This window comes from Pseudomonas uvaldensis, from assembly GCF_021271205.1.
GTDB classification, from domain to species: Bacteria; Pseudomonadota; Gammaproteobacteria; order Pseudomonadales; family Pseudomonadaceae; genus Aquipseudomonas; species Aquipseudomonas uvaldensis.
The window spans coordinates 354,415-378,574 of record NZ_JAIWKS010000005.1 but is presented as its reverse complement, the minus strand read 5'-3'; the positions used below and the strand labels follow the sequence as shown (position 1 = coordinate 378,574).

The 24,160-nt window shown below is 61.9% G+C and carries 25 protein-coding genes and 2 pseudogenes; 15 read left to right on the top strand and 12 right to left on the bottom strand.

Annotated features, from left to right (window positions below; all coding sequences use genetic code 11):
- Nucleotides 1-167 precede the first annotated feature (167 nt).
- The 6 genes from LCU97_RS14140 to lptM are packed head-to-tail and all read right to left on the bottom strand — an operon-like array spanning nucleotide 168 to nucleotide 4,775.
- Nucleotides 168-872: an HAD family hydrolase gene (locus LCU97_RS14140; protein WP_232776858.1), complete on the bottom strand. Its 705-nt coding sequence runs from the start codon at nucleotides 870-872 to the stop codon at nucleotides 168-170.
- Entirely contained in the window at nucleotides 869-1,768 is a 900-nt protein-coding gene (gene xerC, locus LCU97_RS14135) for a tyrosine recombinase XerC (protein WP_053148570.1), read from the bottom strand. Before xerC ends, LCU97_RS14140 begins: the two co-directional genes overlap by 4 nt.
- A gap of 2 nt (nucleotides 1,769-1,770) precedes the next feature.
- Nucleotides 1,771-2,496: a DUF484 family protein gene (locus LCU97_RS14130; RefSeq protein ID WP_232776857.1), complete on the bottom strand. Its 726-nt coding sequence runs from the start codon at nucleotides 2,494-2,496 to the stop codon at nucleotides 1,771-1,773.
- Nucleotides 2,497-2,509: 13 nt separating this feature from the next.
- On the bottom strand, nucleotides 2,510-3,340 hold the full coding sequence (gene dapF, locus LCU97_RS14125) for a diaminopimelate epimerase (protein ID WP_053148565.1): 831 nt from the start codon (nucleotides 3,338-3,340) through the stop codon (nucleotides 2,510-2,512).
- A 4-nt stretch (nucleotides 3,341-3,344) separates the two neighbouring features.
- Nucleotides 3,345-4,592, bottom strand: a complete 1,248-nt coding sequence (gene lysA, locus LCU97_RS14120; protein WP_232776855.1) for a diaminopimelate decarboxylase — start codon at nucleotides 4,590-4,592, stop codon at nucleotides 3,345-3,347.
- A 9-nt stretch (nucleotides 4,593-4,601) separates the two neighbouring features.
- Nucleotides 4,602-4,775, bottom strand: a complete 174-nt coding sequence (lptM, locus tag LCU97_RS14115) for an LPS translocon maturation chaperone LptM (RefSeq protein WP_082339676.1) — start codon at nucleotides 4,773-4,775, stop codon at nucleotides 4,602-4,604.
- 213 nt (nucleotides 4,776-4,988) lie between these two features.
- Between lptM and cyaY the strand changes: the two genes are divergently transcribed.
- The 3 genes from cyaY to rnk all read left to right on the top strand — a co-directional run bounded on the left by cyaY (nucleotide 4,989) and on the right by rnk (nucleotide 6,226).
- The gene (gene cyaY / locus LCU97_RS14110; RefSeq protein ID WP_053148559.1) at nucleotides 4,989-5,321 is read left to right on the top strand and encodes an iron donor protein CyaY; all 333 of its coding nucleotides are present in this window, start codon (nucleotides 4,989-4,991) and stop codon (nucleotides 5,319-5,321) included.
- Nucleotides 5,322-5,325: 4 nt separating this feature from the next.
- Nucleotides 5,326-5,544 carry a DUF1289 domain-containing protein gene (locus tag LCU97_RS14105; RefSeq protein ID WP_232776854.1) on the top strand — a complete coding sequence of 73 codons (219 nt, stop codon included), beginning with the start codon at nucleotides 5,326-5,328 and terminating at the stop codon, nucleotides 5,542-5,544.
- A 271-nt stretch (nucleotides 5,545-5,815) separates the two neighbouring features.
- Entirely contained in the window at nucleotides 5,816-6,226 is a 411-nt protein-coding gene (gene rnk / locus LCU97_RS14100) for a nucleoside diphosphate kinase regulator (RefSeq protein ID WP_053148552.1), read from the top strand.
- A gap of 5 nt (nucleotides 6,227-6,231) precedes the next feature.
- Here rnk and LCU97_RS14095 read toward each other — a convergent pair whose 3' ends face one another.
- The 3 genes from LCU97_RS14095 to LCU97_RS14085 form a co-directional block, all read right to left on the bottom strand.
- Nucleotides 6,232-9,075: a class I adenylate cyclase gene (locus LCU97_RS14095; RefSeq protein ID WP_232776853.1), complete on the bottom strand. Its 2,844-nt coding sequence runs from the start codon at nucleotides 9,073-9,075 to the stop codon at nucleotides 6,232-6,234.
- Between the two features lie 176 nt (nucleotides 9,076-9,251).
- The gene (locus tag LCU97_RS14090) at nucleotides 9,252-9,500 is read right to left on the bottom strand and encodes a TIGR02647 family protein (protein ID WP_232776852.1); all 249 of its coding nucleotides are present in this window, start codon (nucleotides 9,498-9,500) and stop codon (nucleotides 9,252-9,254) included.
- Nucleotides 9,501-9,630: 130 nt separating this feature from the next.
- Nucleotides 9,631-9,915 carry a hypothetical protein gene (locus LCU97_RS14085; RefSeq protein WP_053148545.1) on the bottom strand — a complete coding sequence of 95 codons (285 nt, stop codon included), beginning with the start codon at nucleotides 9,913-9,915 and terminating at the stop codon, nucleotides 9,631-9,633.
- A 125-nt stretch (nucleotides 9,916-10,040) separates the two neighbouring features.
- On the opposite strand from LCU97_RS14085, the gene LCU97_RS14080 reads away from it, so the two are divergent.
- A complete protein-coding gene (locus tag LCU97_RS14080) occupies nucleotides 10,041-10,700 on the top strand; it encodes a glutathione S-transferase family protein (RefSeq protein WP_053148542.1) in 660 nt (219 codons plus the stop codon).
- Nucleotides 10,701-10,829: 129 nt separating this feature from the next.
- Here the strand turns inward: LCU97_RS14080 and argH are convergent, their stop codons facing one another.
- On the bottom strand, nucleotides 10,830-12,224 hold the full coding sequence (argH, locus tag LCU97_RS14075; protein WP_053148539.1) for an argininosuccinate lyase: 1,395 nt from the start codon (nucleotides 12,222-12,224) through the stop codon (nucleotides 10,830-10,832).
- A 318-nt stretch (nucleotides 12,225-12,542) separates the two neighbouring features.
- On the opposite strand from argH, the pseudogene LCU97_RS26850 reads away from it, so the two are divergent.
- The 8 genes and pseudogenes from LCU97_RS26850 to LCU97_RS14035 form a co-directional block, all read left to right on the top strand.
- Nucleotides 12,543-12,689, top strand: a pseudogene (locus LCU97_RS26850) (sensor histidine kinase); the annotation flags it as partial.
- Nucleotides 12,686-13,432: a LytR/AlgR family response regulator transcription factor gene (locus tag LCU97_RS14065; protein ID WP_053148533.1), complete on the top strand. Its 747-nt coding sequence runs from the start codon at nucleotides 12,686-12,688 to the stop codon at nucleotides 13,430-13,432. The pseudogene LCU97_RS26850 and the gene LCU97_RS14065, both read left to right, overlap by 4 nt.
- Nucleotides 13,433-13,568: 136 nt before the next feature.
- Complete coding sequence (gene hemC, locus LCU97_RS14060) at nucleotides 13,569-14,510, top strand: hydroxymethylbilane synthase (protein ID WP_232776851.1); 942 nt, start codon at nucleotides 13,569-13,571, stop codon at nucleotides 14,508-14,510.
- Nucleotides 14,507-15,253, top strand: a pseudogene (locus LCU97_RS14055) (uroporphyrinogen-III synthase); the annotation flags it as partial. The gene hemC and the pseudogene LCU97_RS14055, both read left to right, overlap by 4 nt.
- 36 nt (nucleotides 15,254-15,289) lie before the next feature.
- Entirely contained in the window at nucleotides 15,290-16,423 is a 1,134-nt protein-coding gene (locus LCU97_RS14050) for a uroporphyrinogen-III C-methyltransferase (RefSeq protein ID WP_232776975.1), read from the top strand.
- Nucleotides 16,420-17,664 carry a heme biosynthesis protein HemY gene (locus LCU97_RS14045; protein WP_053148527.1) on the top strand — a complete coding sequence of 415 codons (1,245 nt, stop codon included), beginning with the start codon at nucleotides 16,420-16,422 and terminating at the stop codon, nucleotides 17,662-17,664. The genes LCU97_RS14050 and LCU97_RS14045 overlap by 4 nt, the downstream gene beginning before the upstream one ends.
- Nucleotides 17,665-17,910: 246 nt before the next feature.
- Nucleotides 17,911-18,453, top strand: a complete 543-nt coding sequence (locus LCU97_RS14040; protein WP_053148524.1) for a disulfide bond formation protein B — start codon at nucleotides 17,911-17,913, stop codon at nucleotides 18,451-18,453.
- Nucleotides 18,454-18,624: 171 nt separating this feature from the next.
- Nucleotides 18,625-19,083 (top strand): Rsd/AlgQ family anti-sigma factor, encoded by a 459-nt coding sequence (locus LCU97_RS14035; protein WP_053148521.1) that lies wholly within the window; start codon nucleotides 18,625-18,627, stop codon nucleotides 19,081-19,083.
- A 60-nt stretch (nucleotides 19,084-19,143) separates the two neighbouring features.
- Here the strand turns inward: LCU97_RS14035 and LCU97_RS14030 are convergent, their stop codons facing one another.
- Nucleotides 19,144-19,809 carry an FKBP-type peptidyl-prolyl cis-trans isomerase gene (locus LCU97_RS14030; protein ID WP_232776850.1) on the bottom strand — a complete coding sequence of 222 codons (666 nt, stop codon included), beginning with the start codon at nucleotides 19,807-19,809 and terminating at the stop codon, nucleotides 19,144-19,146.
- A gap of 193 nt (nucleotides 19,810-20,002) precedes the next feature.
- On the opposite strand from LCU97_RS14030, the gene LCU97_RS14025 reads away from it, so the two are divergent.
- The gene (locus LCU97_RS14025) at nucleotides 20,003-21,109 is read left to right on the top strand and encodes an AlgP family protein (protein WP_232776849.1); all 1,107 of its coding nucleotides are present in this window, start codon (nucleotides 20,003-20,005) and stop codon (nucleotides 21,107-21,109) included.
- A 4-nt stretch (nucleotides 21,110-21,113) separates the two neighbouring features.
- On the opposite strand, the gene LCU97_RS14020 is transcribed toward LCU97_RS14025, so the two are convergent.
- Nucleotides 21,114-21,584, bottom strand: coding sequence for a TIGR02444 family protein (locus LCU97_RS14020; RefSeq protein WP_232776848.1), 471 nt, complete (start codon nucleotides 21,582-21,584; stop codon nucleotides 21,114-21,116).
- A gap of 50 nt (nucleotides 21,585-21,634) precedes the next feature.
- On the opposite strand from LCU97_RS14020, the gene LCU97_RS14015 reads away from it, so the two are divergent.
- Nucleotides 21,635-23,545 carry an ATP-binding cassette domain-containing protein gene (locus LCU97_RS14015; protein ID WP_232776846.1) on the top strand — a complete coding sequence of 637 codons (1,911 nt, stop codon included), beginning with the start codon at nucleotides 21,635-21,637 and terminating at the stop codon, nucleotides 23,543-23,545.
- Nucleotides 23,545-24,126 (top strand): mechanosensitive ion channel family protein, encoded by a 582-nt coding sequence (locus LCU97_RS14010; protein WP_053148508.1) that lies wholly within the window; start codon nucleotides 23,545-23,547, stop codon nucleotides 24,124-24,126. The genes LCU97_RS14015 and LCU97_RS14010 overlap by 1 nt, the downstream gene beginning before the upstream one ends.
- Nucleotides 24,127-24,160: the final 34 nt, after the last annotated feature.

Here is a 24,160-nt window from a genome sequence, read left to right as displayed (position 1 = left end):
AAAAGCCCGCCGTCGCTGCGGGCTTTTTCATGGGCGCATGACAGTGCACCGTCCATGTGGGAGCGGGCTTGCGCGCGAAGGCGTTTCAACATCCAGCAGATGAGCTGGCTGACCCAGCGCTTTCGCGAGCAAGCCCGCTCCCACAGAGAACTGTGGCGTTTGCCGGCTCAGGACTGGCTATGCCACCCCGCCAGCAACCCCGGCAGTTCCGTCAGGCTGCGAATCTCGGCATCCGGTTTGTGCTCGGCATCCCAGGTCTTGCCCGCCGGGTTGAACCACACCGCCCGCAAGCCGGCCTGCTGAGCGCCGGCGATGTCGTCGCCCGGATGATCGCCAATGTGCACGGCGGTTTTCGCGGTGGCGCCGCCGCGTTGCAGGGCTTCGTGAAACAACCGGGCGTCTGGCTTGGCGACGCCGATGTCTTCGGCACACAGGGCGAACTTGAAATAGTCCGCCAGCCCCAGGCGACGTACGTCGGCGTTGCCATTGGTGACCACGCCGAGGGAGAAGTGATTGGCCAGGATTTCCAGGGTGGGCTGCACCTCCGGAAAGACCTCCAATTGATGGCGCGCATGCAGGAACGCCTCGAATGCCTGGTCCGCCAGACCAGAGGCCTGCCACTGGTCATAGCCTGCCTCTTGCAGCGCACGGAACAGCACTCGCCGGCGCAGCGCACTGATGCGGTGCTTCAGGTCCGGCTCCTCGCGCAGCACTTGTTCGCGGATCGCCCACAGGTGCTCCACCGGCACGCCACCCAGATCCGGTGCGTTGTCGGTCAACCATTGGCGTAAGACGGCTTCGGCGCTGGCGATCACCGGGGCGGTGTCCCACAGCGTGTCGTCCAGGTCGAAAGTGATGAGCTCGATGGTCATGATTCGTCGCCCTTGATGCGTTTGGCCCTGGGGTGGGCACTGTCATAGACCGTCGCCAGGTGTTGGAAATCCAGATGAGTGTAGATCTGGGTGGTCTTGATGTCCGAGTGGCCGAGCAGCTCCTGGACCGCACGCAGGTCCTGGGAAGATTCCAGCACGTGGCTGGCGAAGGAGTGCCTGAGCATGTGCGGATGCAGGTTCTGTCCCAGTTCGCGTTCGCCGGCGGCCTTGACCCGTATCTGGATGGCCCGTGGTCCGAGGCGCCGACCCTGTTGGCTGACGAAGACGGCGTCGTCGGCAGGGTTGGCCAGTGCCCGCAGCGGCAGCCACAACGCCAGGGCTTCCCGGGCCTTGCGGCCGATGGGCAGCAGGCGTGTCTTGCTGCCCTTGCCGAGCACCTGGACCATGCCATCGGCCAGGTCCAGTTGCTCCAGGTTCAGGCCCGTCAGCTCTGAAAGTCGCAAGCCGGAGGAATAGAACAGTTCGAGAATCGCCTGGTCCCGTCGCGCCAGGAAGTCATCCTCGACCGCGCCTTCGAGCAGTTGCAGGGCGCGGTCGGTGTCGAGGGTCTTCGGCAACCGGCGCTCGCCCTTGGGCGGTGCCAGTCCAGTGGCCGGATCGTGGTCGCAGAGGCCTTCGCGGTTGAGGTAGTGGTATAAGCCACGTACTGCCGACAACAGTCGTGCCAGGCTGCGGGAAGATTGTCCCTGCTGGTGCAGTCGTGCGATCAGGCTGCGCAGGCGCTGGATGTCCAAGGCCTGCCAACTGCCGACGTTCTGCTTCTGGCACCAGCCCAGCACTTTTTCCAAGTCGCGACGATAGGCCGACAACGTGTGGGGCGACACTTGGCGCTCACTGCGCAGGTGTTCGCAGTAGGCCTCCAACTGCCGCTCCATCATCAGCGTACCGAGCGCAGCGAACCGGCAACCCGTGGCAGTACCCGGCCGGTGACTTCGGCGATGTAGCTCAAGAACAGCGTGCCCACCGAGCTCTTGTAGTGCTGGGGATCGCGACTGGCGATGGCCAGCACGCCGTGCACGCCCTGATGGGCGATGGCGACGACGGCGGTGGAGCCAATCTGCTTGCGTTGTTCTTCGCCAAAGAGGAAGTCCAGCTCATGCTCGCGCAGGCTGCCGCTGACGCTCTTGTTTTCCGTGAGCAGGCCGCCGATGGCGGTCTGCGCATCGGCATGGGTCACCCAGCGGCCGACCGGCATAGCGTTGTCGCCAAACAGGATCAGGCTGACAAAAGGCACCTGGAAATCCTGTCGCAGGCTGTCTTCGACGCTCATCACCACATCTTCCAGGGTACTGGCGTCCATCAGGGCCAGTATCAGGCGACGGGTCTTTTCGAACAGTCGGTCGTTGTCCCGGGCCACATCCATCAGGTGCGAGAGACGATGGCGCATTTCAATGTTGCGCTCGCGCAGGATCTTCATCTGATGCTCCACCAGCGATACAGTATCGCCGCGCCGGTGGGGGATGCGCATCACTGAAAGCAACTCTTCGCGCTCGACGAAAAAGTCCGGATGAGCCTCCAGGTAAGCGGCCACCGCCGCGGCGTCCGGAAGCGGGCTCGGGGTTTCGTCGGGCTGCGGAACTGGAACCTGTGGCTTGTCGGTCATGGGTTTGACTCACTCAAAGACGAACTTGTCCTTCGTATACGCGTACTGCCGGCCCGGTCATCATCACCGGTTGGCCGGGACCTGCCCATTCGATGGACAAGCGCCCGCCGGGCAGGTCGATCAACAGGGGTGAATCCATCCATCCCTGGCTGATCGCCGCGACGGCAGCGGCACAGGCGCCGGTGCCGCAGGCCTGGGTTTCCCCCGCACCGCGTTCCCAGACACGCAATTGCGCGCGGTGGCGGTCGATGACTTGCAGGAACCCGACGTTCACTCGCGCAGGGAAGCGCGGGTGGTTCTCGATCTTCGGTCCCAACTCATGCACCGGGGCGCTGTTGATGTCGCTGACCCGCAGCACCGCATGAGGGTTACCCATGGACACCGCCGCCAGTTCCACCGTGACGCCATCGACCTCCAGCGGATAGCTCAAGGCCTGGGCGGGTGCTTCGAACGGAATGTCCGCCGGTTTCAGGCGCGGGGCGCCCATGTTGACGCCGATCTGGCCGTCGTTGCGCACGTCCAGCTCGATGATGCCGCTTTTGGTCTCGACGCGAATCCGCCGTTTGGCGGTCAGGCGCTTGTCCAGCACGAAACGGGCGAAGCAGCGCGCACCGTTGCCGCACTGTTCCACTTCCGAACCGTCGGCATTGAAGATCCGATAACGGAAATCCACATCCGGATTGGTGGGTGCCTCGACGATCAGCAATTGGTCGAAACCGATACCAGTGTGCCGGTCGCCCCATTGCTTAGCATGCTTGGGCAGGATGTGCGCGTGCTGGCTGACCAGGTCGAGGACCATGAAGTCGTTGCCCAGGCCGTGCATCTTGGTAAAACGCAGCAGCATGGTTTTACTCCGGCAGCAGGCTTTCGCCGGCAAACAACTCGGCTACCGTCTCGCGGCGACGTACTTCGAATGCCTGGTCACCGTCTACCAGCACTTCGGCGCAGCGGCCGCGAGTGTTGTAGTTGGAGCTCATGACAAACCCATAGGCACCGGCCGAATGCACGGCCAGCAGATCCCCTTCTTTCAGCGCCAGCTCCCGGCTCTTGGCCAGGAAGTCGCCGGTTTCGCAGATCGGTCCGACGATATCGTAGCTGCGCGTGGCGGTATCGCGAGGACGTACCGCCGTCACGTCCATCCACGCCTGGTACAGCGCCGGGCGGATCAGGTCGTTCATGGCCGCGTCGACGATGGCGAAATCCTTGTGCTCGGTGTGCTTGAGGTATTCGACCCGGGTCAGCAGCACACCGGCGTTGGCGACGATGTAGCGGCCCGGCTCGAACATCAGCGCCAGGTCGCGACCTTCGAGGCGTTCGCGCACTGTCTTGATGTAGTCGGCCACCAGGGGCGGTTCTTCGTCGCGATAGCGCACGCCGACGCCGCCGCCCAGGTCGATGTGGCGCAGGTAGATGCCGCAATCACCGAGGCGGTCGACCAGGGCCAGCAGGCGGTCGAGGGCATCGATGAAGGGTTCCAGGGTGGTCAGCTGCGAGCCGATGTGGCAATCGACGCCCAGCACTTCCAGGTTCGGCAGTTGCGCGGCGCGCACGTACACGTCTTCGGCGTCGGCGATGGCGATACCGAACTTGTTTTCCTTGAGCCCGGTGGAAATGTACGGGTGGGTGCCGGCATCCACATCCGGGTTCACCCGCAGGGAGATCGGCGCGCGAACGCCCAATTCGGCGGCGACCACTTGCAGGCGTTCCAGCTCATCGGTGGATTCGATGTTGAAGCAGTGCACACCGACTTCCAGGGCGCGACGCATGTCTTCACGGGTCTTGCCGACGCCGGAAAACACGATCTTGTCGGCGCTGCCGCCGGCGGCCAGGACGCGTTCGAGCTCACCACCGGAGACGATGTCGAAACCGGCGCCCAGGCGTGCCAGGACGTTGAGCACGCCCAGGTTGGAGTTGGCTTTCACGGCAAAGCACACCAGGTGTGGCATGCCGCTGAGCGCGTCGGCGAAGGTCCGGTACTGGGCCTCGATATGGGCACGGGAATAGACATAGGTCGGCGTGCCGAAACGTTCGGCGATCGCAGACAGGGCGACCCCCTCCGCGAACAGCTCCCCGCCACGGTAGTTAAAAGCGTCCATGGCGTTCCCTTAGTAGGTGGTGGAATGGGTGTCGTGCGAGTGGGACTTGGACTGCGACGACTTGGCCTGCTCTTCAGGGGACTTGCTCTCATCAGGCAGATACAGGGGACCTTTCTGGCCGCAGGCTGTCACAAGGCAGGCAACCGCGACGAGCGCAGCAAGGGAAGAGATCAGGCGCTTCATGGCGAAATCCTTGAAAATGCGTTAATTGCGCCGGAGTATACCGGCCACCCGGCAGCTTGCCTATGCAACGGGACTCCCGTCCGGCGGGCCTGGGGGACGTTATCGACTCAGGCGGGCGCGGTTGGCGTCGATCGGTATATCCTTTGCAATCGCCAGAAAGCGCCCGTATCTTGCGGCGCTTGAGCATGAGCAGACATTTTCGAGGTTGTCGCAATGAGTTTGACTGAAGCCCGTTTCCACGATCTGGTCGATACCACCCAGCAAATGTTGGAGGACATCTTCGATGAGAGCGAACTGGACATCGACCTGGAAAGCGCCGCCGGTGTGCTGACCGTCAAGTTCGAAAATGGCAGCCAGCTGATTTTCAGTCGCCAGGAGCCGTTGCGGCAGTTGTGGCTGGCGGCAGTGTCCGGCGGTTTCCACTTCGACTACGACGAGGAAAGCGAGCGTTGGCTGTGCGACAAGAGCGAAGAGCAACTGGGCGAAATGCTCGAGCGCATCGTGGCGGCACAGGCCGGAGTGAAATTCGATTTCGAAGGTCTGTGACGGCGTGGCCCAGACCGCTGCGGTGCGACCGCCCAAGCCGCTCTACAGCAATGTCAGCCCGGCCGTGCCGTCGCCGTGCACCAGTGTGTGCAAGCTGAATGAGCAGAAAATCTGCCTGGGCTGCTTCCGCCACGTGGACGACATCCGCGAATGGCGCTCGGCCGATGATGCGCGGCGGCGGGCGATCTGTGCCGAGGCGCTCAGGCGCAAGCATCGCACCTAGATGTTGCCCCTGAATCATTGTGGGAGCGGGCTTGCTCGCGAATGCGGCGGGTCAGTTGAGTAAGTTCTTGGCTGTACCGCCGTCTTCGCGAGCAAGCCCGCTCCCACAGCGAACACGGTGTAGGGGTGTTCTCTTGGGGCTCCGGCTTGTTTATTTATTGAGCTGTGTTAGTGTCCGGCTACGCCTCAACGCATCGAGGCCCGTGAAAACCCCGTCTTCCTGTGGCGGGGTTTTGCTTTTTTCGTGCAGAAGAAAGGAGTCTGCCTGGATCATGACCGCACCTTCCATCACCCTTACTCGCCTGGACGTACAGCGTCTGGAGCGTCTGATCGACAGCCTGGATGAAACGCTTCCGGGCGTGATCGCGTTGCAGACCGAACTGGACCGCGCCGACACCCTGGTGAGCCATGAAGACGTGCCCGCCGACGTCGTGACGATGAATTCGCGTGTGCATTGTCGCGAGGAAAGCAGTGGCAAGGACTATCACCTGACCCTGGTGTATCCACAGGATGCCAATGCCGACGAAGGCAAAATATCGATCCTGGCGCCGGTAGGCAGTGCGCTGCTGGGCCTGAAGGTTGGCCAGCACATCGACTGGCCGGCCCCGGGCGGCAAGACCCTCAAGTTGACATTGCTGGCTGTGGAATACCAGCCTGAAGCGGGCGGCGACTTCCACCTCTGACTATTTCAGACCAGGGCCAGCGCCTCGTTCAGGGCGCGTTCCAGGTCAGCCTTGTAGCGCAGGTACAAATTGCTTGAGCAGGCCCCGTCACCCACCAGGCCCGAAAGGTCCAGGTCGGTGATATAGCAGCGATAGCGTTCGGCCTCGCGACGCTGCTCGACGATTTCCCTGGCGACCACGCGGAACAGTTGGTCGCCATGTTCCAGTTCCGAAAACTCCTGCTGATTGCAATACAGGGTGACGTGGACCTGGCCGTGGGCGGCTTTACCGATAATCGCCTGCACGTCGTAGAACGGCTTGTTCACCGGTGTCTGCGGGGCCTGTCGCGCCTCGATCCGCCGCGCCCGGCCATTGCCTGAGGGCAGGAGCTGGTAATACAGGGTTTCGAGGTTCAACGGCTGGTCGCTGTCCATCGACAGCAGGGCGTCACGGCGGTACAACACCGATTGCAGGAAGCGTTGCAGCGGCACCAGCAGGCTTTGCTCGTCGTGATAGGGCAGGCGTTGTTGCCAAAGAGCGTTGAGCTCATCGAGTACGTACAGGTCAGCCTCATCTTCGTTGACCCGGTAGAACACCTGGAGGCACTCGGGTTGGCCCGTGGGCAGGATCAACGCCAGGTCGTGGTCTTCCAGGGCCATCGGATCCAGGTACAGCGGACTGTACGCCGTCAACTCTTCGCCCAGGTAATCCATCAGCGCCGACAGGCTGGCCAGCGCCACATGGTTGACCTGGCCAGGCACCAGCTCCAGCACATGGTAGTGCTGCTGGACTTGCAGCAGGTAACGGTGATTGAGGTTGCTGAGCAGCAGAGTCTGGGCCGTTTCGATGACTTCCTCGACCCGCCGCGCGATGAATTGCGCACGGTTGTGGCAGAAGCAGCGGACCCGCAAGCGTGGCTGGCGCTGCCCGGAGGGCAGGTCGTTGAGGTAGTCGCGCAGGCAATCGAGCAGGGCGTGCTCACTATCGAAGCGGTTGACCAGCACTTCGTTCCAACTATTGAGCGTGACCTGATCGAGAGTCAGCACCAGGTTCTCCCGGACCCCGGCGTAGCTCAGGGAGTCGGTGCGCTCGGTGGTCATCAGGATATTCAGGTCGCGGTGATGCTTGAGCGGGTCGACGCCGACGTTCACCAGGATCAGCACTTCGCTGGGCACGCTGGCATGCAGCAGCTGTTCTTCGTCGACCGTGGCCAAGGGCAGGGCAATGGCCTGTTGCAGGCTGCCCAGCAGATTGAACAGCTCGAATTCGCTCAAGTCACTGTCGCCAGGGTGCAGCGCCAGTCGCGTGCTGCTATCGATCACGCCGTTGCGATGGCACCAGGTCAACAGTTCCAGCAGTTCGCGGCTGCGCTTGATCGGCGCGAAGTTCTCCCACTCCAGGGCATTAAGGTTGCCGTTGTACAGACCCCACTGGTTTTGCCCGGGCTCTTTCTTGTTGGGCGACTGGACCAGCGTCAGGGTGTCCTCGGCCAAGTCCGGGGCGATGCCGGGGTTGATGAACTCGACCTTGTCGGCCTTGCGTTCGAACGCCGCATACAGGCGTCGGCCAAGGACGTTGAGGTCCCGTTTGTTGATCAGGCTGACGGTCTTCTCGGTACGGGCGAACTGAGTCAGGAATCGATAGCTGTAGGTCAGCTCGTTGACCAGCGCACGCCGTTCGTTGCTGACCTGGCGCACCTTCCACTGGCTGCGGCTATCCAGCAGCGCGAGCTGGCGCTGATCCCAGCCCCACTCGGCAGCCAGGCGCTCGAGAAGCGTGCGTTGCCAGCCGCTGCTGCGCGACGGGCCGGTGAGCTTGCGGTTGACCTTCAGATAGAGGGCACGACGGATCAGTTCCAGACGCTCGGGTTCGCCACGGGCGTTGAGGTATTCCTCGATGCGGCGATAGACCAGCACGTAGGGGTCCAATTCTTCCAGATCCAGGCGGTTGGCGAACACCGCTTGTTTGAAGCGCAGGCTCAAACATTGGACATCCGGGTGTTCGCTGGCGTAGACCTCGGTCAGCAGCAGCTTGAGCACGGACTTGTACGGCGACTCGATACCCTTGAACAACTGCCACAGCCCCGCCCCGATGAACTCGCCGGGTGGGATGTAGGCCATGTGCCCCAGGTCCAGCGTCTCGTCCGCGCGGATGAAGCGCTTGGAGATCAACGTGTGGGTGTATTGCTCATAGTTGTCTTCTTCATAGACCGGTACCAACCACCAGATCGGCGTACGCCCGGCGAGCCAGATCGCGGTGCGGTAGAACTCGTCCAGCAGCAGGTAGTGCTGGGTCGTGCCGCAATCGTCGGAACTGAGCCGGGTGTCCCGTTCGCCTCGCACGAACCGGGCCGGATCGATCAGGAAGAAGTGGGCTTCGGCACCCTGGGTCGCGGCCCAGGCTTCCAGCAACTGGCATTTCTTGCGCAACTCCGCCAGTTCGTCGTCGCTCAGGTCAGGTCCATGGCAGACCCACACATCCATGTCGCTCTGGTCCGCCTGGGCAAGTGTGCCCAGGCTGCCCATCAGGAACAGGCCGAGGATGGGGCGCGGCGGGTTGCTGCCGTGCCGTGGCTTGTAGGAAAACGAGCGGGTCAGCCGCTGGGCCTCGGTGAGAACATCGCCATCGGGTTCGTAGTTCGACAGCCCGGCCGGGGTATTGCTCGAGACGTAGCCGGGCAACAGGGGATGATTGACGTGGAAAAACAATGGCAGCAAGGTCAATACGCTCTGCTGGCGAGGCGACAGGCCTTCCAGGGCGCGATTCATCCGGATTGTGTTGAGCTTGAGAAAACGTGCGCGCAGCTGGTTCAGGACCTTGCGGTCGATTCCCTCATCCAGGTCTGGGCGTATTTCGTGATTGCGGGTCATGTCGGCTCAAACCGGCTCGCGGTGTCGAACGTGGGAGATCGAAGGTGATGGCAGTTTAGCGTCCGGGCTGTGGAATTCTTAAGCTGAAATATGATTTTGACGTCAGATTTCTTACATGGGCGCGCAATGCGCCTGCGGAAATCCCGATGTGGGGATTTCCGTGGGCGATAGGACGATCAGGCGGCTTGCGATACGACGTTGAGAATGGTCAACAGGCTTTGCACATGCTCGGCGGCATCCCGTCCCAGGCTGGTCAGGTAACCGCCATCGGACTGAGTGATCAGGTCTTTTTCGTGCAGGCGCTTGGCAGCAGCGATGGCAGAGGGGGCAGCGGTCTGATGAATTTTCAGGCCTTCCTGGGAACTGTCCAGGTTGAAGAGTGCAAGGATTTCCAGTTCGGCAACCAGCTCAGGGGTAAGCGACATAAGGACTCCAGACTTTCTAGGAATTTGGACGACAGCGCCCTTAAGTTGAGCGCACTCGGGCGAACTGTCCAGTGTCAGAGCCATGCTTTTTTATTTTACCGGGGGAGCACACCTTGCTCCCCCATCGGATTCATCGCTTTTCCGGCGGTAATTCGGGCAGGGCGCGCAATGCGGTTTCGTACCATTGGGTATCGAACGGGCGATCTTCCTCGAGCATGGCATCAATCTCATAGGCCAGCACATGGGCCATCAGGTTGAGAATGTCTTCGCGTTCGTAGTTCACCAGGGTCAGTTTGTTGAACGTCGCCTTGGCCGCCGGCGGGTTGCCGCTTTCGATCTGGTTTTCGATGGCTTCGATCAGCGTCGATTCGACGAATTCTTCTTCGTCGTTGTCGATGTCGTTTGGCTCGCTCATGGCAGGCTCCTGATAGGAAAGCCGCCAGTCTACCTGCATTCAGCAGCGTGATGCTCCTGGCGAGAAATGTGCGGGCGGTCTATAACGCAAGGCTGCCAACCCCACACGGCCTGGAGGCATTTGTAATGCTCGAGCTTTACGGTTTCTCTGTCAGTAATTATTACAACATGGTCAAGCTGGCGCTGCTGGAGAAGGGCCTGCCCTTCGAAGAGGTGCCGTTCTACGGCAACCAGACCCCCGAAGTACTCGCCGTCAGCCCTCGCGGCAAGGTGCCGGTGTTGAAAACCGAACACGGGTTTATCAACGAAACCAGTGTCATCCTCGAATACATCGAACAAACCCAGCCAGGCAAGCCACTGTTGCCCGATGAGCCGTTCGCGCGCGCCCAGGTGCTGGCCCTCTGCAGGGAAATTGAACTGTACATCGAGCTGCCGGGACGGGCTTGCTACGCTGAGGCGTTTTTTGGCATGGCGGTGCCCGATGCCATCAAGGAAAAGACCCGGGCCGAGTTGCTGCTGGGATTTGCCACGCTCGGTCGCCACGGCAGGTTCTCGCCCTATGTGGCGGGCGATAGCTTGAGTCTGGCCGATCTGTATTTCCTCTACAGTGTCTCGCTGGCCTTACAAGTGGGCAGGAAATTGTTCGATATCGACCTGCTGGCCGACATGCCGGCGGCCAAGGCGCTGATGGAGCGGCTGGAGGCGAACCCGAACGTGCAGCGGATCGCTGCGGACAAGGAAGCGGCGATGCCGGGTTTTTTGGCAATGGTCGCGGCCAAGAAGTGAATTTGTAGCGTCTGAGCGGACGCCTTCGCGAGCAAGCTCGCTCCCACAGTAGATCTTCATAAATGCAGGCTCTATGAGCCGACGCAGATCCAATGTGTGAGCGGGCTTGCTCGTGAAGCTTTTCAGCTTTTAGCGGCTGGCGAGCAACGCCTGGCCGCGCGCCACGGCGGCCTTGACCTGTGCCGGTGCCGTGCCGCCGATGTGGTCACGGGCATTGACCGATCCTTCCAGGGTCAGTACCGCAAATACGTCCTGCTCGATCTGATCGCTGAACTGGCGCAGTTCATCCAGGCTCATCTCGGCCAGGTCCTTGCCATTGTCCACGCCGTACTTCACGGCATGGCCGACGATCTCATGGCAATCGCGGAAGGGCAGGCCACGGCGAACCAGGTAGTCCGCCAGGTCGGTGGCGGTGGAGAAGCCGCGCAGGGCCGCTTCGCGCATCACCGCATGCTTGGGCTTGATGGCCGGGACCATGTCGGCAAAGGCCCGCAGCGAGTCGCGCAAGGTGTCGGCGGCGTCGAACAGCGGTTCCTTGTCTTCCTGGTTGTCCTTGTTGTAGGCCAGTGGCTGGCCTTTCATCAGGGTCAACAGGCCCATCAGCGCGCCGAATACGCGGCCGCTCTTGCCCCGGACCAATTCCGGGACGTCGGGGTTTTTCTTTTGCGGCATGATCGAACTGCCGGTGCAGAAGCGATCCGGCAGGTCGATGAACTGGAATTGCGCGCTGGTCCACAGCACCAGCTCTTCGGAGAACCGGGACAGGTGCATCATCGCGATACCGGCGGCGGCGCAGAACTCGATAGCGAAGTCACGATCCGAGACGTTATCCAGGGAGTTGCCGCCCACGGCGTCGAAACCCAGCAACTGTGCGGTGTACTCACGATCGATGGGGTAAGTGGTGCCGGCCAGCGCAGCGCTGCCCAAGGGCATGCGGTTGGTGCGCTTGCGGCAATCGACCAGGCGTTCGTAGTCGCGGCTGAGCATCTCGAACCAGGCCAGCATGTGGTGCCCGAAGGTCACCGGTTGGGCTGTCTGCAGGTGGGTGAAGCCGGGCATGATGCTTTCGGCTTCGCGCTCGGCCAGTTCCAGCAGGCCTTTTTGCAGGCGGGTGATCTCGGCCAGGATCAGGTCGATTTCATCGCGCAGCCATAGACGGATGTCGGTGGCCACCTGGTCGTTGCGACTGCGACCGGTGTGCAGCTTCTTGCCGGTCACGCCGATGCGATCGGTCAGGCGTGCTTCGATGTTCATGTGCACGTCTTCGAGATCGACGCGCCAGTCGAATTGGCCGGCCTCGATCTCGCTCTGGATGGTCTTCAGGCCATCGATGATGCTGTCGCGCTCGGCATCGGTCAGCACGCCGACCTTGGCCAGCATGGTGGCGTGGGCGATCGAACCCATGATGTCGTGGCGATACAGGCGCTGGTCGAAGTTGACGGAGGCGGTGAAGCGGGCGACGAAAGCGTCGACGGGTTCACTGAAGCGGCCGCCCCAGGACTGATTGGTCTTGTCAGTGCTCATGAATTCGCTCGTGATCGGCTGTGGAAAAAGTAGCGGTTAAGGCTGCCACGGATGATAACAGGGTTACCGGCGCCGGCGCTGGCACTGTCCGGCAGGTTTTTTCGATGACGCCCGGACTTGCGACGCAGGGTTTGCACAACGATATTTTCCAATTGAGCAATATCATCGTGGCAACCGTCTACAGTGGACGATAGGACGTCGGATTTTTTACTCATGGTGCATCGGACGAACCCAGACGCGGAGGTGCTCATATTGATCGGATCGAGTCTTGATAATCCCTACGGCGACGCCGTGCGACAACGGGCCCCGAGCATCGGTCGGCAAGCGCTGGTAAAGATAGGCAACCGCCTCGCGGCACTTTTTGGCCCTCGAACGAGTCTTAGCGTGAATCGCGGTGACGGATGTCATCGCCTCTGTCTACGCTATCCTTGTGCGAGACTCACGCAGGAATCCAGCGCACTATGAATGTCCTGATCGTTGATGACGAACCCCTGGCCCGCGAGCGCCTCAGCCGAATGGTTGGTGAACTCGAGGGGTACAGTGTCCTGGAGCCGAGCGCCACCAATGGCGAAGAGGCTCTGGCCCTTATCGACAGCCACAAGCCGGATATCGTATTGCTCGACATCCGCATGCCTGGCCTGGATGGCCTGCAGGTCGCGGCGAAGCTGTGCGAGCGAGAGTCGCCACCCGCGGTGGTGTTCTGCACCACGCGGGACGACTTCCCACCCGAGGTATTGCAGGCCGGGGCCGTGGGCTACCTGGTCAAGCCGGTGGCGTCCGAGGCATTGCTTGACGCGTTACGCAAGGCCGAGCGGCCCAATCGGAGTCAACTGGCGGCGCTGACCCGTCCGGCCGCCGAAAGCGGTAGCGGCCCACGCAGTCACATCAGTGCGCGGACCCGCAAGGGTATCGAGCTGATTCCGTTGAATCAGGTGGTCTACTTCATTGCCGACCATAAATATGTGACTTTGCGCCACGAGAGCGGCGAAGTGCTGCTGGACGAACCACTCAAGGCCCTCGAGGATGAGTTCGGCGAGCGCTTCGTGCGCATCCACCGCAACGCCCTCGTGGCCCGCGAGCGTATCGAGCGCCTGCAGCGTACGCCCCTGGGGCATTTCCAGCTGTTTCTCAAAGGCTTGAACGGCGATGCGTTGATCGTCAGCCGGCGACATGTGGCCGGCGTACGCAAGATGATGCAACAGCTTTGACCATCGGTGCGGAGCGTCCCGGTGCTCCCTTTCCATGATATTGACGGGCAGGGAGGCCCCGGGGTCGTGATTCAAGTCAAAGCGTATTTGGCTGAGCTGTTATTATCCGTCGTATCTTTTCAGTACGGATTGATCCATGTCCCCTCGCGAGATCCGCATCGCCACCCGTAAAAGCGCCTTGGCCCTGTGGCAGGCCGAATACGTCAAAGCCCGCCTGGAAGCGGCCCATCCCGGCCTGATCGTCACGCTGGTTCCCATGGTCAGTCGCGGAGACAAGTTGCTGGATTCGCCGCTGTCGAAAATCGGTGGCAAAGGCCTGTTCGTCAAGGAGTTGGAAACTGCGCTGCTGGACAACGAAGCGGATATCGCCGTTCACTCGATGAAAGACGTGCCCATGGATTTTCCTGAAGGCTTGGGTCTGTTCTGTATCTGCGAGCGCGAAGATCCGCGCGATGCGTTCGTTTCCAATACCTATGCCAGCCTGGACGCACTGCCAGCCGGGAGTGTGATCGGCACGTCCAGCCTGCGTCGCCAGGCCCAGTTGCTGACCCGTCGGCCGGACCTGCAGATCCGCTTCCTGCGCGGCAACGTCAATACGCGGTTGGCCAAGCTCGATGCCGGCGAGTACGACGCAATCATCCTGGCCGCCGCCGGCCTGATCCGCCTGGGCTTCGAGGACCGCATCACTTCGGCCATCAGTGTCGAGGACAGTTTGCCGGCCGGCGGACAGGGGGCGGTGGGTATCGAATGCCGCAGCGCCGACAGCGAGATCCATGCCTTGCTCGCGCCCTTGCACCATGAAGACACTGCCACCCGTGTATTCGCCGAGCGCGCCCTCAACAAGCACCTCAACGGTGGCTGCCAGGTGCCGATTGCCTGCTACGCCGTGCTCGAAGGTGAGCAGGTGTGGTTGCGTGGCCTTGTGGGGGATCCCAATGGTGGACGGTTGCTCAGTTCCCAGGCGCGGGCACCTCGTGGCGATGCCGAAGCTTTGGGTGTGCGGGTGGCCGAGGATTTGTTGAGCCAGGGCGCCGACGACATCCTCAAGAAGGTCTACGGCGAGGCAGGCCACGCGTGACGGGCTGGCGGCTGCTGCTGACCCGGCCGGAGGACGAGTCGTCGGCCCTGGCAGCGGTGCTGGCGGATGCTGGAGTATTTACCAGCAGCTTGCCGCTGCTGACTATCGAGCCGCTCCCTGCGTCCGATTCCGAGCGGGAGATTCTCCAGCGGCTGGACCAGTATTGTGCGGTGATCGTGGTCAGCAAACCGGCGGCCCGGCTCTGCGTGGAACGGTTGCGCCAGTATTGGCCAGAGCCCCCGGAGCAGCCCTGGTTCAGCGTGGGCGCCGCCACCGGGCAAATCCTTGCCGATGCGGGTCTCACCGTGTCTTACCCGGACAAGGGTGACGACAGCGAAGCGTTGCTTGAACTCCCTGAGCTGCGTCAGGCTCTCGCCGGGCCTGGGCCGCGGGTCTTGATCGTGCGTGGCGAAGGCGGGCGTGGTCTGCTGGCGGAGCGCTTGCGTGAGCAAGGTGCTAGTGTCGATTATCTGGAGTTGTACCGACGCAGCCTGCCTCGGTATCGCGACGGCGAGTTGGTGGAGAAAGTCGAAGCGGAACGCTTGAACGCGCTGATGGTCAGCAGTGGGCAGAGCTTCGAGCATCTGTATCGCTTGGCCGGCGAAGCGTGGCCCGCCCTGGCGCGGTTGCCGTTATTCGTTCCAAGCCCAAGGGTTGCCGAGATGGCGCGTGCCGCCGGCGCCCGAACAGTTGTGGATTGTCGTGGCGCCAACGCCTCGGCTTTGCTGGCGGCGTTACGGGAACAAGCCGTGCCGTTTTCTAATGCAAAGGATGGACACGTGAGCGAAACAGCCTTGCCAAAAGAAGATAAAGACCGACCAGCCATCGATGCGCCGGTTGAACCTGCGGCACCGACGGCCCCGCGTCGCGGTAACGGGTTGGCCGTTGTCGCCTTGTTGCTGGGCGCAGCCGGTGTCGCCGTGGGTGGCTGGGGCGTCTGGCAGGTCCGTCACCTGCACGCCAATAATCAGCAGCAGTTCGCCCAGGTCCAGGCGCTGAACGATCAGGCGCAGAATCTCAAGCTCAACGAGCAGCGTCTCAGTGAACGCCTTGCGCAGTTGCCCGCGGCCGAAGAGCTGGAGGAGCGGCGGCGTCTGGTCGCCCAATTGCAGGGCGACCAGCAGCATCTGAGCCAGCGACTGGAAACGGTGCTGGGGGCCAGCCGCAAGGACTGGCGCCTGGCTGAGGCCGAGCATCTGTTGCGCCTGGCCAGCCTGCGCCTTTCCGCCTTGCAGGACATCAGCAGCGCCCAGGCGTTGGTCCAAGGGGCAGACGAGATCCTGCGCGAGCAAAACGACCCGGGCTCATTTGCCGCCCGTGAACAACTGGCCAAGACACTTGCGGCGTTGCGCAGCACCGAGCAGCCAGACCGGACCGGGCTGTTCCTGCAACTGGGTGCGTTGCGTGACCAGGTCCTGCAGCTTTCGGAACTGGCACCCGAGTACAAGGATCGTGGCGAGTCGCTGCTGGGGTTGACCGCCGACGGCGACGGTGCCAGCCGCTGGGCTCAGTGGTGGGATCAGATTTCGCGCTACATCCGTATCGATTTCAATGCCGACGAGAATGTCCGTCCGCTCTTGGCCGGGCAGAGCCTGATGCAGGTACGCCTGGCCTTGAGCCTGGCACTGGAACAGGCGCAATGGGCCGCCCTCAACGGTCAGGCGCCGGTGTACACCCAGGCGCTGGACGAAGCTCGTGACGTCCTCAGAAACAACTTCAACCAGGACAACCCGCAGAGCAGGATCATGCTCGAGCGCGTGGCGGAACTGTCCCGGCAACCGGTCACCGTGGTCACTCCGGACCTGGCGGGTGCCCTCAGCAGCGTCCAGGCCTACCTGGAACGTCGCAATCTCACCGTTGAAGAATCGATCAAACCCCTGGCCAAGCCTGGTGAACAGGAGGCCAAGCCATGAAGCGCCTCTACGTGATTCTGTTCGTGGTGATCGCTGCCGCCGCCTTGCTGGGCGTCGCGATCGCCGAGCATTCGGGTTACGTGCTGGTGGCCTACAAGAACTTCCGTTACGAAGCCGGCCTGTGGGTCACCCTGGCATTGGTGATGGTGCTCTGGTTGCTGTGGTGGTGCGTGCGCGCGTTGATCGGGCTGGTGACCACGTCCAGCGGCGTGGTCAACCCTTGGTCACGGCGTAACCGCAGTCGTCGTGTGCAGGTGGCGATCGAACACGGTCAGTTGGACCTGGCCGAAGGGCGTTGGGCCAGTGCCCAGCGACATTTGCATCGTGCCGCCGAAGCCGAGCGCCAGCCCTTGCTGTATTACCTCGGCGCGGCTCGCGCGGCCAATGAACAAGGACTGTACGAGCAGAGCGACAGCCTGCTCGAACGTGCCCTGGAGCGTCAGCCCCAGGCCGAACTCGCCATTGCGCTGACTCACGCTCAGTTGCAGATGGATCGCGGCGACACCGACGGAGCCCTGGTCACGTTGCAAGCGATGCACGATCGTCATCCCCACAACGCCCAGACCTTGCGCCAGTTGCAGCGCCTGCATCAACAGCGCGGTGACTGGTCGGCGGTGGTTCGCCTGTTGCCGGAGCTGCGCAAGGACAAAGTCTTGCCTGCGGCCGAACTCGCGGAGCTGGAACGTCGGGCCTGGGGCGAAAATCTTTCCCTGGCGGCGCATCGCGAAGAAGACGGCAGCATGGGCCTGCAATCGCTCAACCGTGCCTGGCAGCAGCTGACCGCCGCGCAGCGCCAGGAGTCGGCATTGATCGCGGCCTATGCCGAGCAACTGCGACAGTTGGGTGCCCAGGGCGAGGCTGAAGAAGTGTTGCGCACGGCACTCAAGCGTCACTATGACAGCCACTTGGCGCGTCTGTATGGACTGGTCCGTGGCCAGGACCCGATCCGGCAGTTGCAGGCGGCCGAGGGCTGGCTCAAGGATCATCCGGCCGATTCCAGCCTTCTGCTGACACTGGGACGCCTGTGCCTGCAGAACAGCTTGTGGGGCAAGGCAAGGGATTATCTCGAAAGCAGCCTGCGGATCCAGCGCAACCCGGAGGCCTGTGCCGAACTGGCGCGACTGCTGGCGCAGTTGGGGGATGCCGAGCGCAGCAACCAGTTGTTCCAGGAGGGCCTGGGCTTGCTGGATGAACGGCTGCTCGCTGCGCCATTGCCGTCGTCCCAGGCCTTGCCCGGCTGATAGGACGGGGCGGACAGTGCCGGCAATCAAATGTGGGGCGTTACCATGGGGTTGGCTGCCAATAATGGTCCGGTTCAAGGCTCGAAGGGTGTTCTAAGCAAAGTCCTACAGAGGATTGCGCTGAATCCTCTCGCGTCTGTCGGGAATTCCCTACACCCTTGGTGAAGTGTCTGCGCGGGCCTGCCTTGAAAGGCCCGAGGGCTTTCCTCTACCGTAACTACCTGTCTTTTTTGTTACGGAACCGCCATGTCTTTGGCCTGCTCACGCTTCTTGTTTTTCATGGCTTCCATCGCTGCGGCCCTGGCCCTGGGCATCGCCAGCTATCTGGAATATGCGGTCGGCCTGGCGCCTTGCAGCCTGTGTGTCCTGCAGCGGTTGTGCCTGATGTTGTTCCTGGGAAACTGCCTGACGGCCTGTGTGCACGGTCCGGGTCAAACGGGCAGCATTATCTACGGGGCCATGGGGCTGGTTCTCGTGTCCGGGGCGATGACATTGGCGTGGCACCAGGTGCTGGTGCAAAGTCATTCGGCTGAGCTACTGCCTGATTGCTTCAGCCGCACGGAGGGATCGAATTCATGGTGGAGCGCCGTGCATCGCGTCATCGACGGTGCGGTCGACTGTGCAAGCATCACCTGGACACTGTTCGACTTGAGCGTTCCCGAATGGAGCCTGCTGTTTTTTCTCGCCGTGTCCATCGTCATGACCTACTTGCTACTTCGCCTTGTCTGGAATGCACTGATCCGACCGCTCGGCGGCAAGACGTCGCAATGGGCCCGGATCGGGGATTAAACACTTGTATGAACTTTATCTCCTGCGTACCTTGAAGCAGCTGTCGTGCGGGCATAATCTGGCCCGCACGTATCATTGGAATCGTGCCGTTCGATCATGTTGTGTCCGGCTTGCCATGAGTCAGGTGTACGCAGGCTGCGAGGGGCATGACTCACAAGGGAAGAAATCGCCATGCTCGAAAGTTGTCAGAATGCTCAGGAACGCTGGGGTGGGGTGCATCTGCTGATCGACCGCTGGTTGCAGGAGCGTCACGAACTGGTTCGGGCCTATGATGCGCTCGGCGACAAGCCCGAGGCGCTGGGAGAAAGCCGCAAGCCGCTGCAAGAGTTTTGCGGTGTGCTGGTTGACTACGTCTCCGCTGGCCATTTCGAGATCTACGAACAACTGACGAGCGAAGCCAAGGCCTTCAACGACAAACGTGGCCTGGAGCTCGCCGATCAGATCTATCCGCGCATCGACGTCATTACCGAAAAGCTGCTGGCCTTCAATGACCTGTGCGATGAAGGCAAGTGCGTAGCGGAAAAATTCAAGGAATTGGGTGGCCTGCTGCATGAACGTTTCGAGCTGGAAGACTGCCTGATCGAAGTGCTGCACAACGCCCATAAGGAAGAGGCCGCGGTCCAGGCTTGAAAGCCCTGCGGCGATAAAAAAACGGTGCGCATTGCGCACCGTTTTTCGTTTTCGCCAACGTCAGATCGTCGCACCCAGCAACTCGATTTCAAACACCAGTGGCGTGAACGGCGGGATCACATCCCCGGCACCTTCGGCGCCATAGGCCAGGGTCGAAGGAATCACCAATCGCCATTTCGCGCCTACCGGCATTTGCGGTAATGCACTGCGCCAGCCGTCGATCACGCTGTCGAGGTTGAACCACTGAGCCTGGCGGTTGGAATCGAATACCGTGCCGTCGGGCAGCCGCCCCGTGTACAACACCTGGACCTTGCCGTGAGGGCCGGCTTTTGCTCCGTTGCCTGGCTTGAGTTCGGTCAGCAGGATGCCGTCGGCCAATTGCTGTACGCCTGGTCGGTTCTTCTCTTCGTTGAGAAACTTCTGTTCCGTCTTCAGCGCGACCTCGACCTGCGGTGTCGTCGACTGAGGACTCAGTTGTGCCTGGTGTTCGGCGAGGATCTGTTCGATGCGTTCATCCTTGAGGGCCAATGGCTTGCCCTGATAGGCATGCTGCAAACCTTCCACCAACGCCTGGATCTGCAAATCGGGTACGTCCTGGCGAAGACGCTCACCCAGGCTCGCGCCCAAGCTGTAGGCCAGGTCGTGAGCATCGCTTGCGCTGGTTTTATCGGCGGCCTGGGTCGTGGTGCAGACCATGCACAAGCATAAAAACAGGTGACGCAACATGTGTACTTTCTCCGGCCTCGAATCGAGGGATTATGCCAGTGCGAATGTCGGTGCAAGTGGATCGTACCGGCAGTGGCTCAGAAGATTTTTCGTCCCTTGCAACGCAACGTCCTGTGTACTGTCAACATGCCCTAGCGGCGGTTGCAGCAGAGGTCTAGTATGAGCCGCACTCACGTCAGTCAGGAGGTAAACCATGTCGGCCCCCAAGAAGCCTGTAAATACTCCGTTGCACTTGCTCCAACAACTCTCGGGCAGCCTGCTCGAGCATTTGGAAAATGCCTGCTCCCAAGCCCTGGCTGATGCTGAAAAACTGCTCGCCAAACTGGAAAAACAACGCGGCAAAGCGCAGGAAAAACTGCACAAGTCCCGCACCAAACTGCAAGAAGCAGCCACCGCCGGCAAGGCCAAGGCGCAGGCCAAGGCCAAGGACGCCGTCAAAGAACTCGAAAACCTGCTCGATGCCTTGAAGGATCGTCAGTCCGAAACCCGTGCCTACATCTTGCAACTCAAGCGTGATGCCCAGGAAAGCCTGAAGCTGGCCCAGGGTGTCGGTCGCGTGCAAGAGGCTGCCGGCAAGGCACTGACCCTTCGTGCTGCCAAGCCTGTCGCTGTATCGGCCAAAAAGCCGGCCGCTAAACCTGCTGCGGTTAAAACACCGGCCAAACCTGCCGCGAAAGCGCCAGCCAAAGCAGCGAGCAAGCCTGCTGCCAAACCGGCAGTGGCAAAACCTGTCGCGGCCAGCGCAGCTAAACCGGCTGCGAAAAAACCGGCCGTGAAAGCGGTCGCCAAACCGGCTGCTAAACCCGCTGCCAAGCCTGCCGCCAAAGTGGCTGCTGCCAAACCTGCTGCAGCAAAAACCACCACGGCCAAGCCAGCTGTCAAAGCGGCCGCGAAACCCGTTGCTGCCAAAACTGCCGCCAAGCCAGCGGCGGCAAAAACAGCGGCTGCCAAACCTGCTGTGGCTAAACCTGCCGTAGCCAAGCCAGCCGTAGCCAAGCCTGCTGCCAAATCGACGGCCAAGCCGACCACTGCAAAAGCGCCTGCAAAAACGGCGGCTAAACCTGCTGCCAAGCCTGCTGCTGCGAAGCCGGCCGCTGCCAAGCCTGCCGCCAAGCCAGCCGCGAAACCGGCTGTGAAGAAACCCGCCACCGCAAAACCAACGACCGCTGCGGCCAAGCCTGCGGCACCGTCGCCGGCACCCGCTGCATCGCCCGCTCCATCCGCCAGCACACCTGCTCCGGCGGTGAACCCGACTGTCGCCACGACGCCGGCCACCAGCACCCCAACCAGCGCTTCCTAAGGTTTTAAACCGCAGGCTCCGACACGGCGACGCGCAACAGATGCAGCGCGTCGCCGTGTGATGGGTCGGTACTCGCCACCCACCCTTGCAGCCATTGCTCGGCGTCGACCGGTCGTCCTCCAGGCCAATCCGTGGTCGCCGCTTCCAGTCGTTTCAATAGCTGCCGTTCAGCCTCCAGCTCCAGCTTCTTGATTTCTTCGCGCAGATTATCGAGTTCGGTGTCTTGCTGGGCACGGTCTTTCCATTGGGTGCGAAGGGCCCGCAAAGGCTGTATGACTTCCATGTCCCAGGTGTCGGCCAGTTGTTGAAGTTGCAGCAGCCTTCGTTCGTTGCAAGCCACACCGCGTTGCGCCAGCCATAAACCACACAGCAGCAGGCAGACGCTCGCACCGGCTTTTTGCAGGGTCAGGCATGCCTGCTCTACACCAGGCCTGGCATAGAGATCGAGGGAAAAACTCCACAGGTCAGAGGACATCGTGCTACTCGCGCCAGTTGCGAGCGAAGCTGGTAGACTCCGCCGCCATTATGATCCGACTTCAGAACCTGACTTTACAGCGTGGCCCGCAACGTCTGCTAGAAGACGCCGAGCTGACCCTGCACGCCGGCCACAAAGCTGGCCTCATCGGTGCCAACGGCGCCGGCAAATCGAGCCTGTTCGCCTTGTTGCGAGGCGAGTTGCACCCGGACTCCGGTGATTGCTCGCTGCCGGCCGACTGGCGCATCGCCCACATGCGCCAGGAGGTCGATACCCTCGAACGGCTGGCGGTGGATTACGTGCTCGATGGCGACGTGCGCCTTCGCCAGGTCCAGCGGGACCTGGCCGCCGCCGAAGCGGCCCACGACGGCGCCGCGCTGGCTCGTCTGCATTCCGAGCTCGACACTGCCGACGGCTACACCGCCGACGCCCGTGCGCGCAAATTGCTGGCGGGACTGGGCTTTACCAACGAACAGATGGACCGTCAGGTCGGCGATTTTTCCGGTGGCTGGCGGATGCGCCTGAACCTGGCACAGGCCTTGATGTGCCCTTCGGATCTGCTGTTGCTCGACGAGCCGACGAACCACCTGGACCTCGACGCCATCATCTGGCTCGAGGACTGGCTCAAGAGTTATCCGGGCACGCTGTTGCTGATTTCCCACGACCGCGACTTCCTCGATGCCGTGGTGGATCATGTGGCCCATGTCGACCAACGCAAGCTGGTCTTGTATCGCGGCGGCTACACCGCTTTCGAGCGCGCCCGTGCCGAGCGACTGGCCCAGCAACAGCAGGCCTACGAAAAGCAGCAGGCGCAGCGTGCGCACATGGAAAGTTACATCGCCCGCTTCAAGGCCCAGGCCACCAAGGCCCGTCAGGCCCAGAGCCGGATCAAGGCGTTGGAGCGCATGGAAGAGCTTTCCGCGGCCCACGTCGATTCACCGTTCGATTTCGTGTTCCGCGAATCCACCAAGATTTCCAGTCCGCTGATCGACCTGTCCGACGCACGCCTGGGCTATGGCGACAAGACCGTGCTGGAGAAAGTCAAATTGCAACTGACGCCGGGTGCACGGATCGGGTTGCTGGGCCCCAACGGTGCCGGTAAGTCGACCCTGATCAAGAACCTCTCCGGCGAGCTTCAGCCCCTGGCCGGACGCCTGACCCGTGGCGAGAACACCGTGGTTGGCTACTTTGCCCAGCATCAGCTGGACTCCCTCGATGCCAAGGCCAGCCCCTTGCTGCATTTGCAGCGCCTGGCACCGACCGAGCGCGAGCAGACCTTGCGTGATTTCCTCGGTGGGTTCGACTTCCGGGGTGGCCGCATCGACGAGCCGGTACTGAATTTTTCCGGGGGTGAAAAAGCCCGCCTGGCATTGGCGCTGATCGCCTGGGGACGACCGAACCTGTTGTTGCTCGACGAACCGACCAACCACCTGGACCTGGAAATGCGCCTGGCCTTGACCATGGCGTTGCAGGAATTCAGCGGTGCAGTATTGGTGGTGTCCCACGACCGGCATTTGCTCAAGAGCACCACGGATAATTTCTTCCTGGTGGCCGATGGCAAGGTCGAGGAATTCGACGGTGACCTGGAAGACTATGCGCGCTGGCTGGTGGAATACCGCCAGCGCAACGCGCCGGTCAGCACCACGCCGGTGAACCCGGACAAGACTGACAAGAAAGCCCAGCGCCAGGCCGCGGCGGCGCTGCGTCAACAGTTGGCGCCCCATAAGCGCGAGGCCGATAAGCTCGAGGCCGAGCTGGGCAAGGTGCACGAGAAACTGCAGAAGATCGAAACCAGCCTGGGCGACAGTGGTCTCTACGAAGCGGCGCGCAAGGATGAGTTGCGCGATCTGTTGGCCGAACAGGCCCGGTTGAAGATTCGTGAAGCGGAGCTTGAGGAGGCGTGGATGCAAGCCCTGGAGTTGCTGGAAACCCTGCAGGCGGAGCTGGAGGCGCTTTCCTGATGGAAGCGTTGACCATGCCCATACCCGTGATGTGGATCGAGCCGATCTGGCTCGGCGTACAAGTGCTGTTGATCCTGCTGGCCGGTTACGTCGCACAGCGTTTCGTGGCGCGTGCCCTCACGGGCCTTGGCGAGCGTTATCCCATTCCGCCGCAACTGGTGATCATCCTGCGCGGCGTGCTGCGCTGGTTGATCATGGGCAGTGCGATGCTCGTGGTGCTCGAACGCCTGGGCGTCTCCGCCACGGTGTTGTGGACGGCGTTGTCGGGGTTTGTCGCCGTGGCGGCGGTGGCGTTCTTCGCCATTTGGAGCGTGCTGTCCAATCTGCTGTGCGCTGTCTTGATCTACACCGTCGGTCCGTTTCGCCTGGGGGATGTGGTCGAGCTGGTGGAGGCCACCGACAAACCCGGTATCAAGGGCCGGGTGGTGGCGATCAACTTGCTGTACACCACCTTGATCGAGCCCGAGGAACTCGGCACCGGCAGTTCCATGATCCAGGTGCCCAACAGCCTGTTTTTCCAGCGTTCGGTCCGTCGCTGGCGTGGCAGCGAGGCGTTTCCGGTCGGCGGGTTCCTCGAGTAGCCCCCCGAGTGATAAAAAGCGGTGGTCAACTGCC

What these genes read in the sequence shown, in the direction of transcription:
- LCU97_RS14040 (WP_053148524.1), top strand. Translation starts at nt 17,911, where the DNA reads ATGTCTTTGGCCTGCTCACGCTTCTTGTTTTTCATGGCTTCCATCGCT.
- dapF (WP_053148565.1), bottom strand. Translation starts at nt 3,340, where the DNA reads ATGCTGCTGCGTTTTACCAAGATGCACGGCCTGGGCAACGACTTCATG.
- LCU97_RS14140 (WP_232776858.1), bottom strand. Translation starts at nt 872, where the DNA reads ATGACCATCGAGCTCATCACTTTCGACCTGGACGACACGCTGTGGGAC.
- LCU97_RS14015 (WP_232776846.1), top strand. Translation starts at nt 21,635, where the DNA reads ATGATCCGACTTCAGAACCTGACTTTACAGCGTGGCCCGCAACGTCTG.
- lysA (WP_232776855.1), bottom strand. Translation starts at nt 4,592, where the DNA reads ATGGACGCTTTTAACTACCGTGGCGGGGAGCTGTTCGCGGAGGGGGTC.
- lptM (WP_082339676.1), bottom strand. Translation starts at nt 4,775, where the DNA reads ATGAAGCGCCTGATCTCTTCCCTTGCTGCGCTCGTCGCGGTTGCCTGC.
- LCU97_RS14065 (WP_053148533.1), top strand. Translation starts at nt 12,686, where the DNA reads ATGAATGTCCTGATCGTTGATGACGAACCCCTGGCCCGCGAGCGCCTC.
- LCU97_RS14085 (WP_053148545.1), bottom strand. Translation starts at nt 9,915, where the DNA reads ATGAGCGAGCCAAACGACATCGACAACGACGAAGAAGAATTCGTCGAA.
- LCU97_RS14130 (WP_232776857.1), bottom strand. Translation starts at nt 2,496, where the DNA reads ATGACCGACAAGCCACAGGTTCCAGTTCCGCAGCCCGACGAAACCCCG.
- LCU97_RS14080 (WP_053148542.1), top strand. Translation starts at nt 10,041, where the DNA reads ATGCTCGAGCTTTACGGTTTCTCTGTCAGTAATTATTACAACATGGTC.
- LCU97_RS14035 (WP_053148521.1), top strand. Translation starts at nt 18,625, where the DNA reads ATGCTCGAAAGTTGTCAGAATGCTCAGGAACGCTGGGGTGGGGTGCAT.
- LCU97_RS14095 (WP_232776853.1), bottom strand. Translation starts at nt 9,075, where the DNA reads ATGACCCGCAATCACGAAATACGCCCAGACCTGGATGAGGGAATCGAC.
- argH (WP_053148539.1), bottom strand. Translation starts at nt 12,224, where the DNA reads ATGAGCACTGACAAGACCAATCAGTCCTGGGGCGGCCGCTTCAGTGAA.
- LCU97_RS14030 (WP_232776850.1), bottom strand. Translation starts at nt 19,809, where the DNA reads ATGTTGCGTCACCTGTTTTTATGCTTGTGCATGGTCTGCACCACGACC.
- LCU97_RS14090 (WP_232776852.1), bottom strand. Translation starts at nt 9,500, where the DNA reads ATGTCGCTTACCCCTGAGCTGGTTGCCGAACTGGAAATCCTTGCACTC.
- LCU97_RS14020 (WP_232776848.1), bottom strand. Translation starts at nt 21,584, where the DNA reads ATGTCCTCTGACCTGTGGAGTTTTTCCCTCGATCTCTATGCCAGGCCT.
- LCU97_RS14045 (WP_053148527.1), top strand. Translation starts at nt 16,420, where the DNA reads ATGAAGCGCCTCTACGTGATTCTGTTCGTGGTGATCGCTGCCGCCGCC.
- LCU97_RS14025 (WP_232776849.1), top strand. Translation starts at nt 20,003, where the DNA reads ATGTCGGCCCCCAAGAAGCCTGTAAATACTCCGTTGCACTTGCTCCAA.
- hemC (WP_232776851.1), top strand. Translation starts at nt 13,569, where the DNA reads ATGTCCCCTCGCGAGATCCGCATCGCCACCCGTAAAAGCGCCTTGGCC.
- LCU97_RS14010 (WP_053148508.1), top strand. Translation starts at nt 23,545, where the DNA reads ATGGAAGCGTTGACCATGCCCATACCCGTGATGTGGATCGAGCCGATC.
- xerC (WP_053148570.1), bottom strand. Translation starts at nt 1,768, where the DNA reads ATGGAGCGGCAGTTGGAGGCCTACTGCGAACACCTGCGCAGTGAGCGC.
- cyaY (WP_053148559.1), top strand. Translation starts at nt 4,989, where the DNA reads ATGAGTTTGACTGAAGCCCGTTTCCACGATCTGGTCGATACCACCCAG.
- rnk (WP_053148552.1), top strand. Translation starts at nt 5,816, where the DNA reads ATGACCGCACCTTCCATCACCCTTACTCGCCTGGACGTACAGCGTCTG.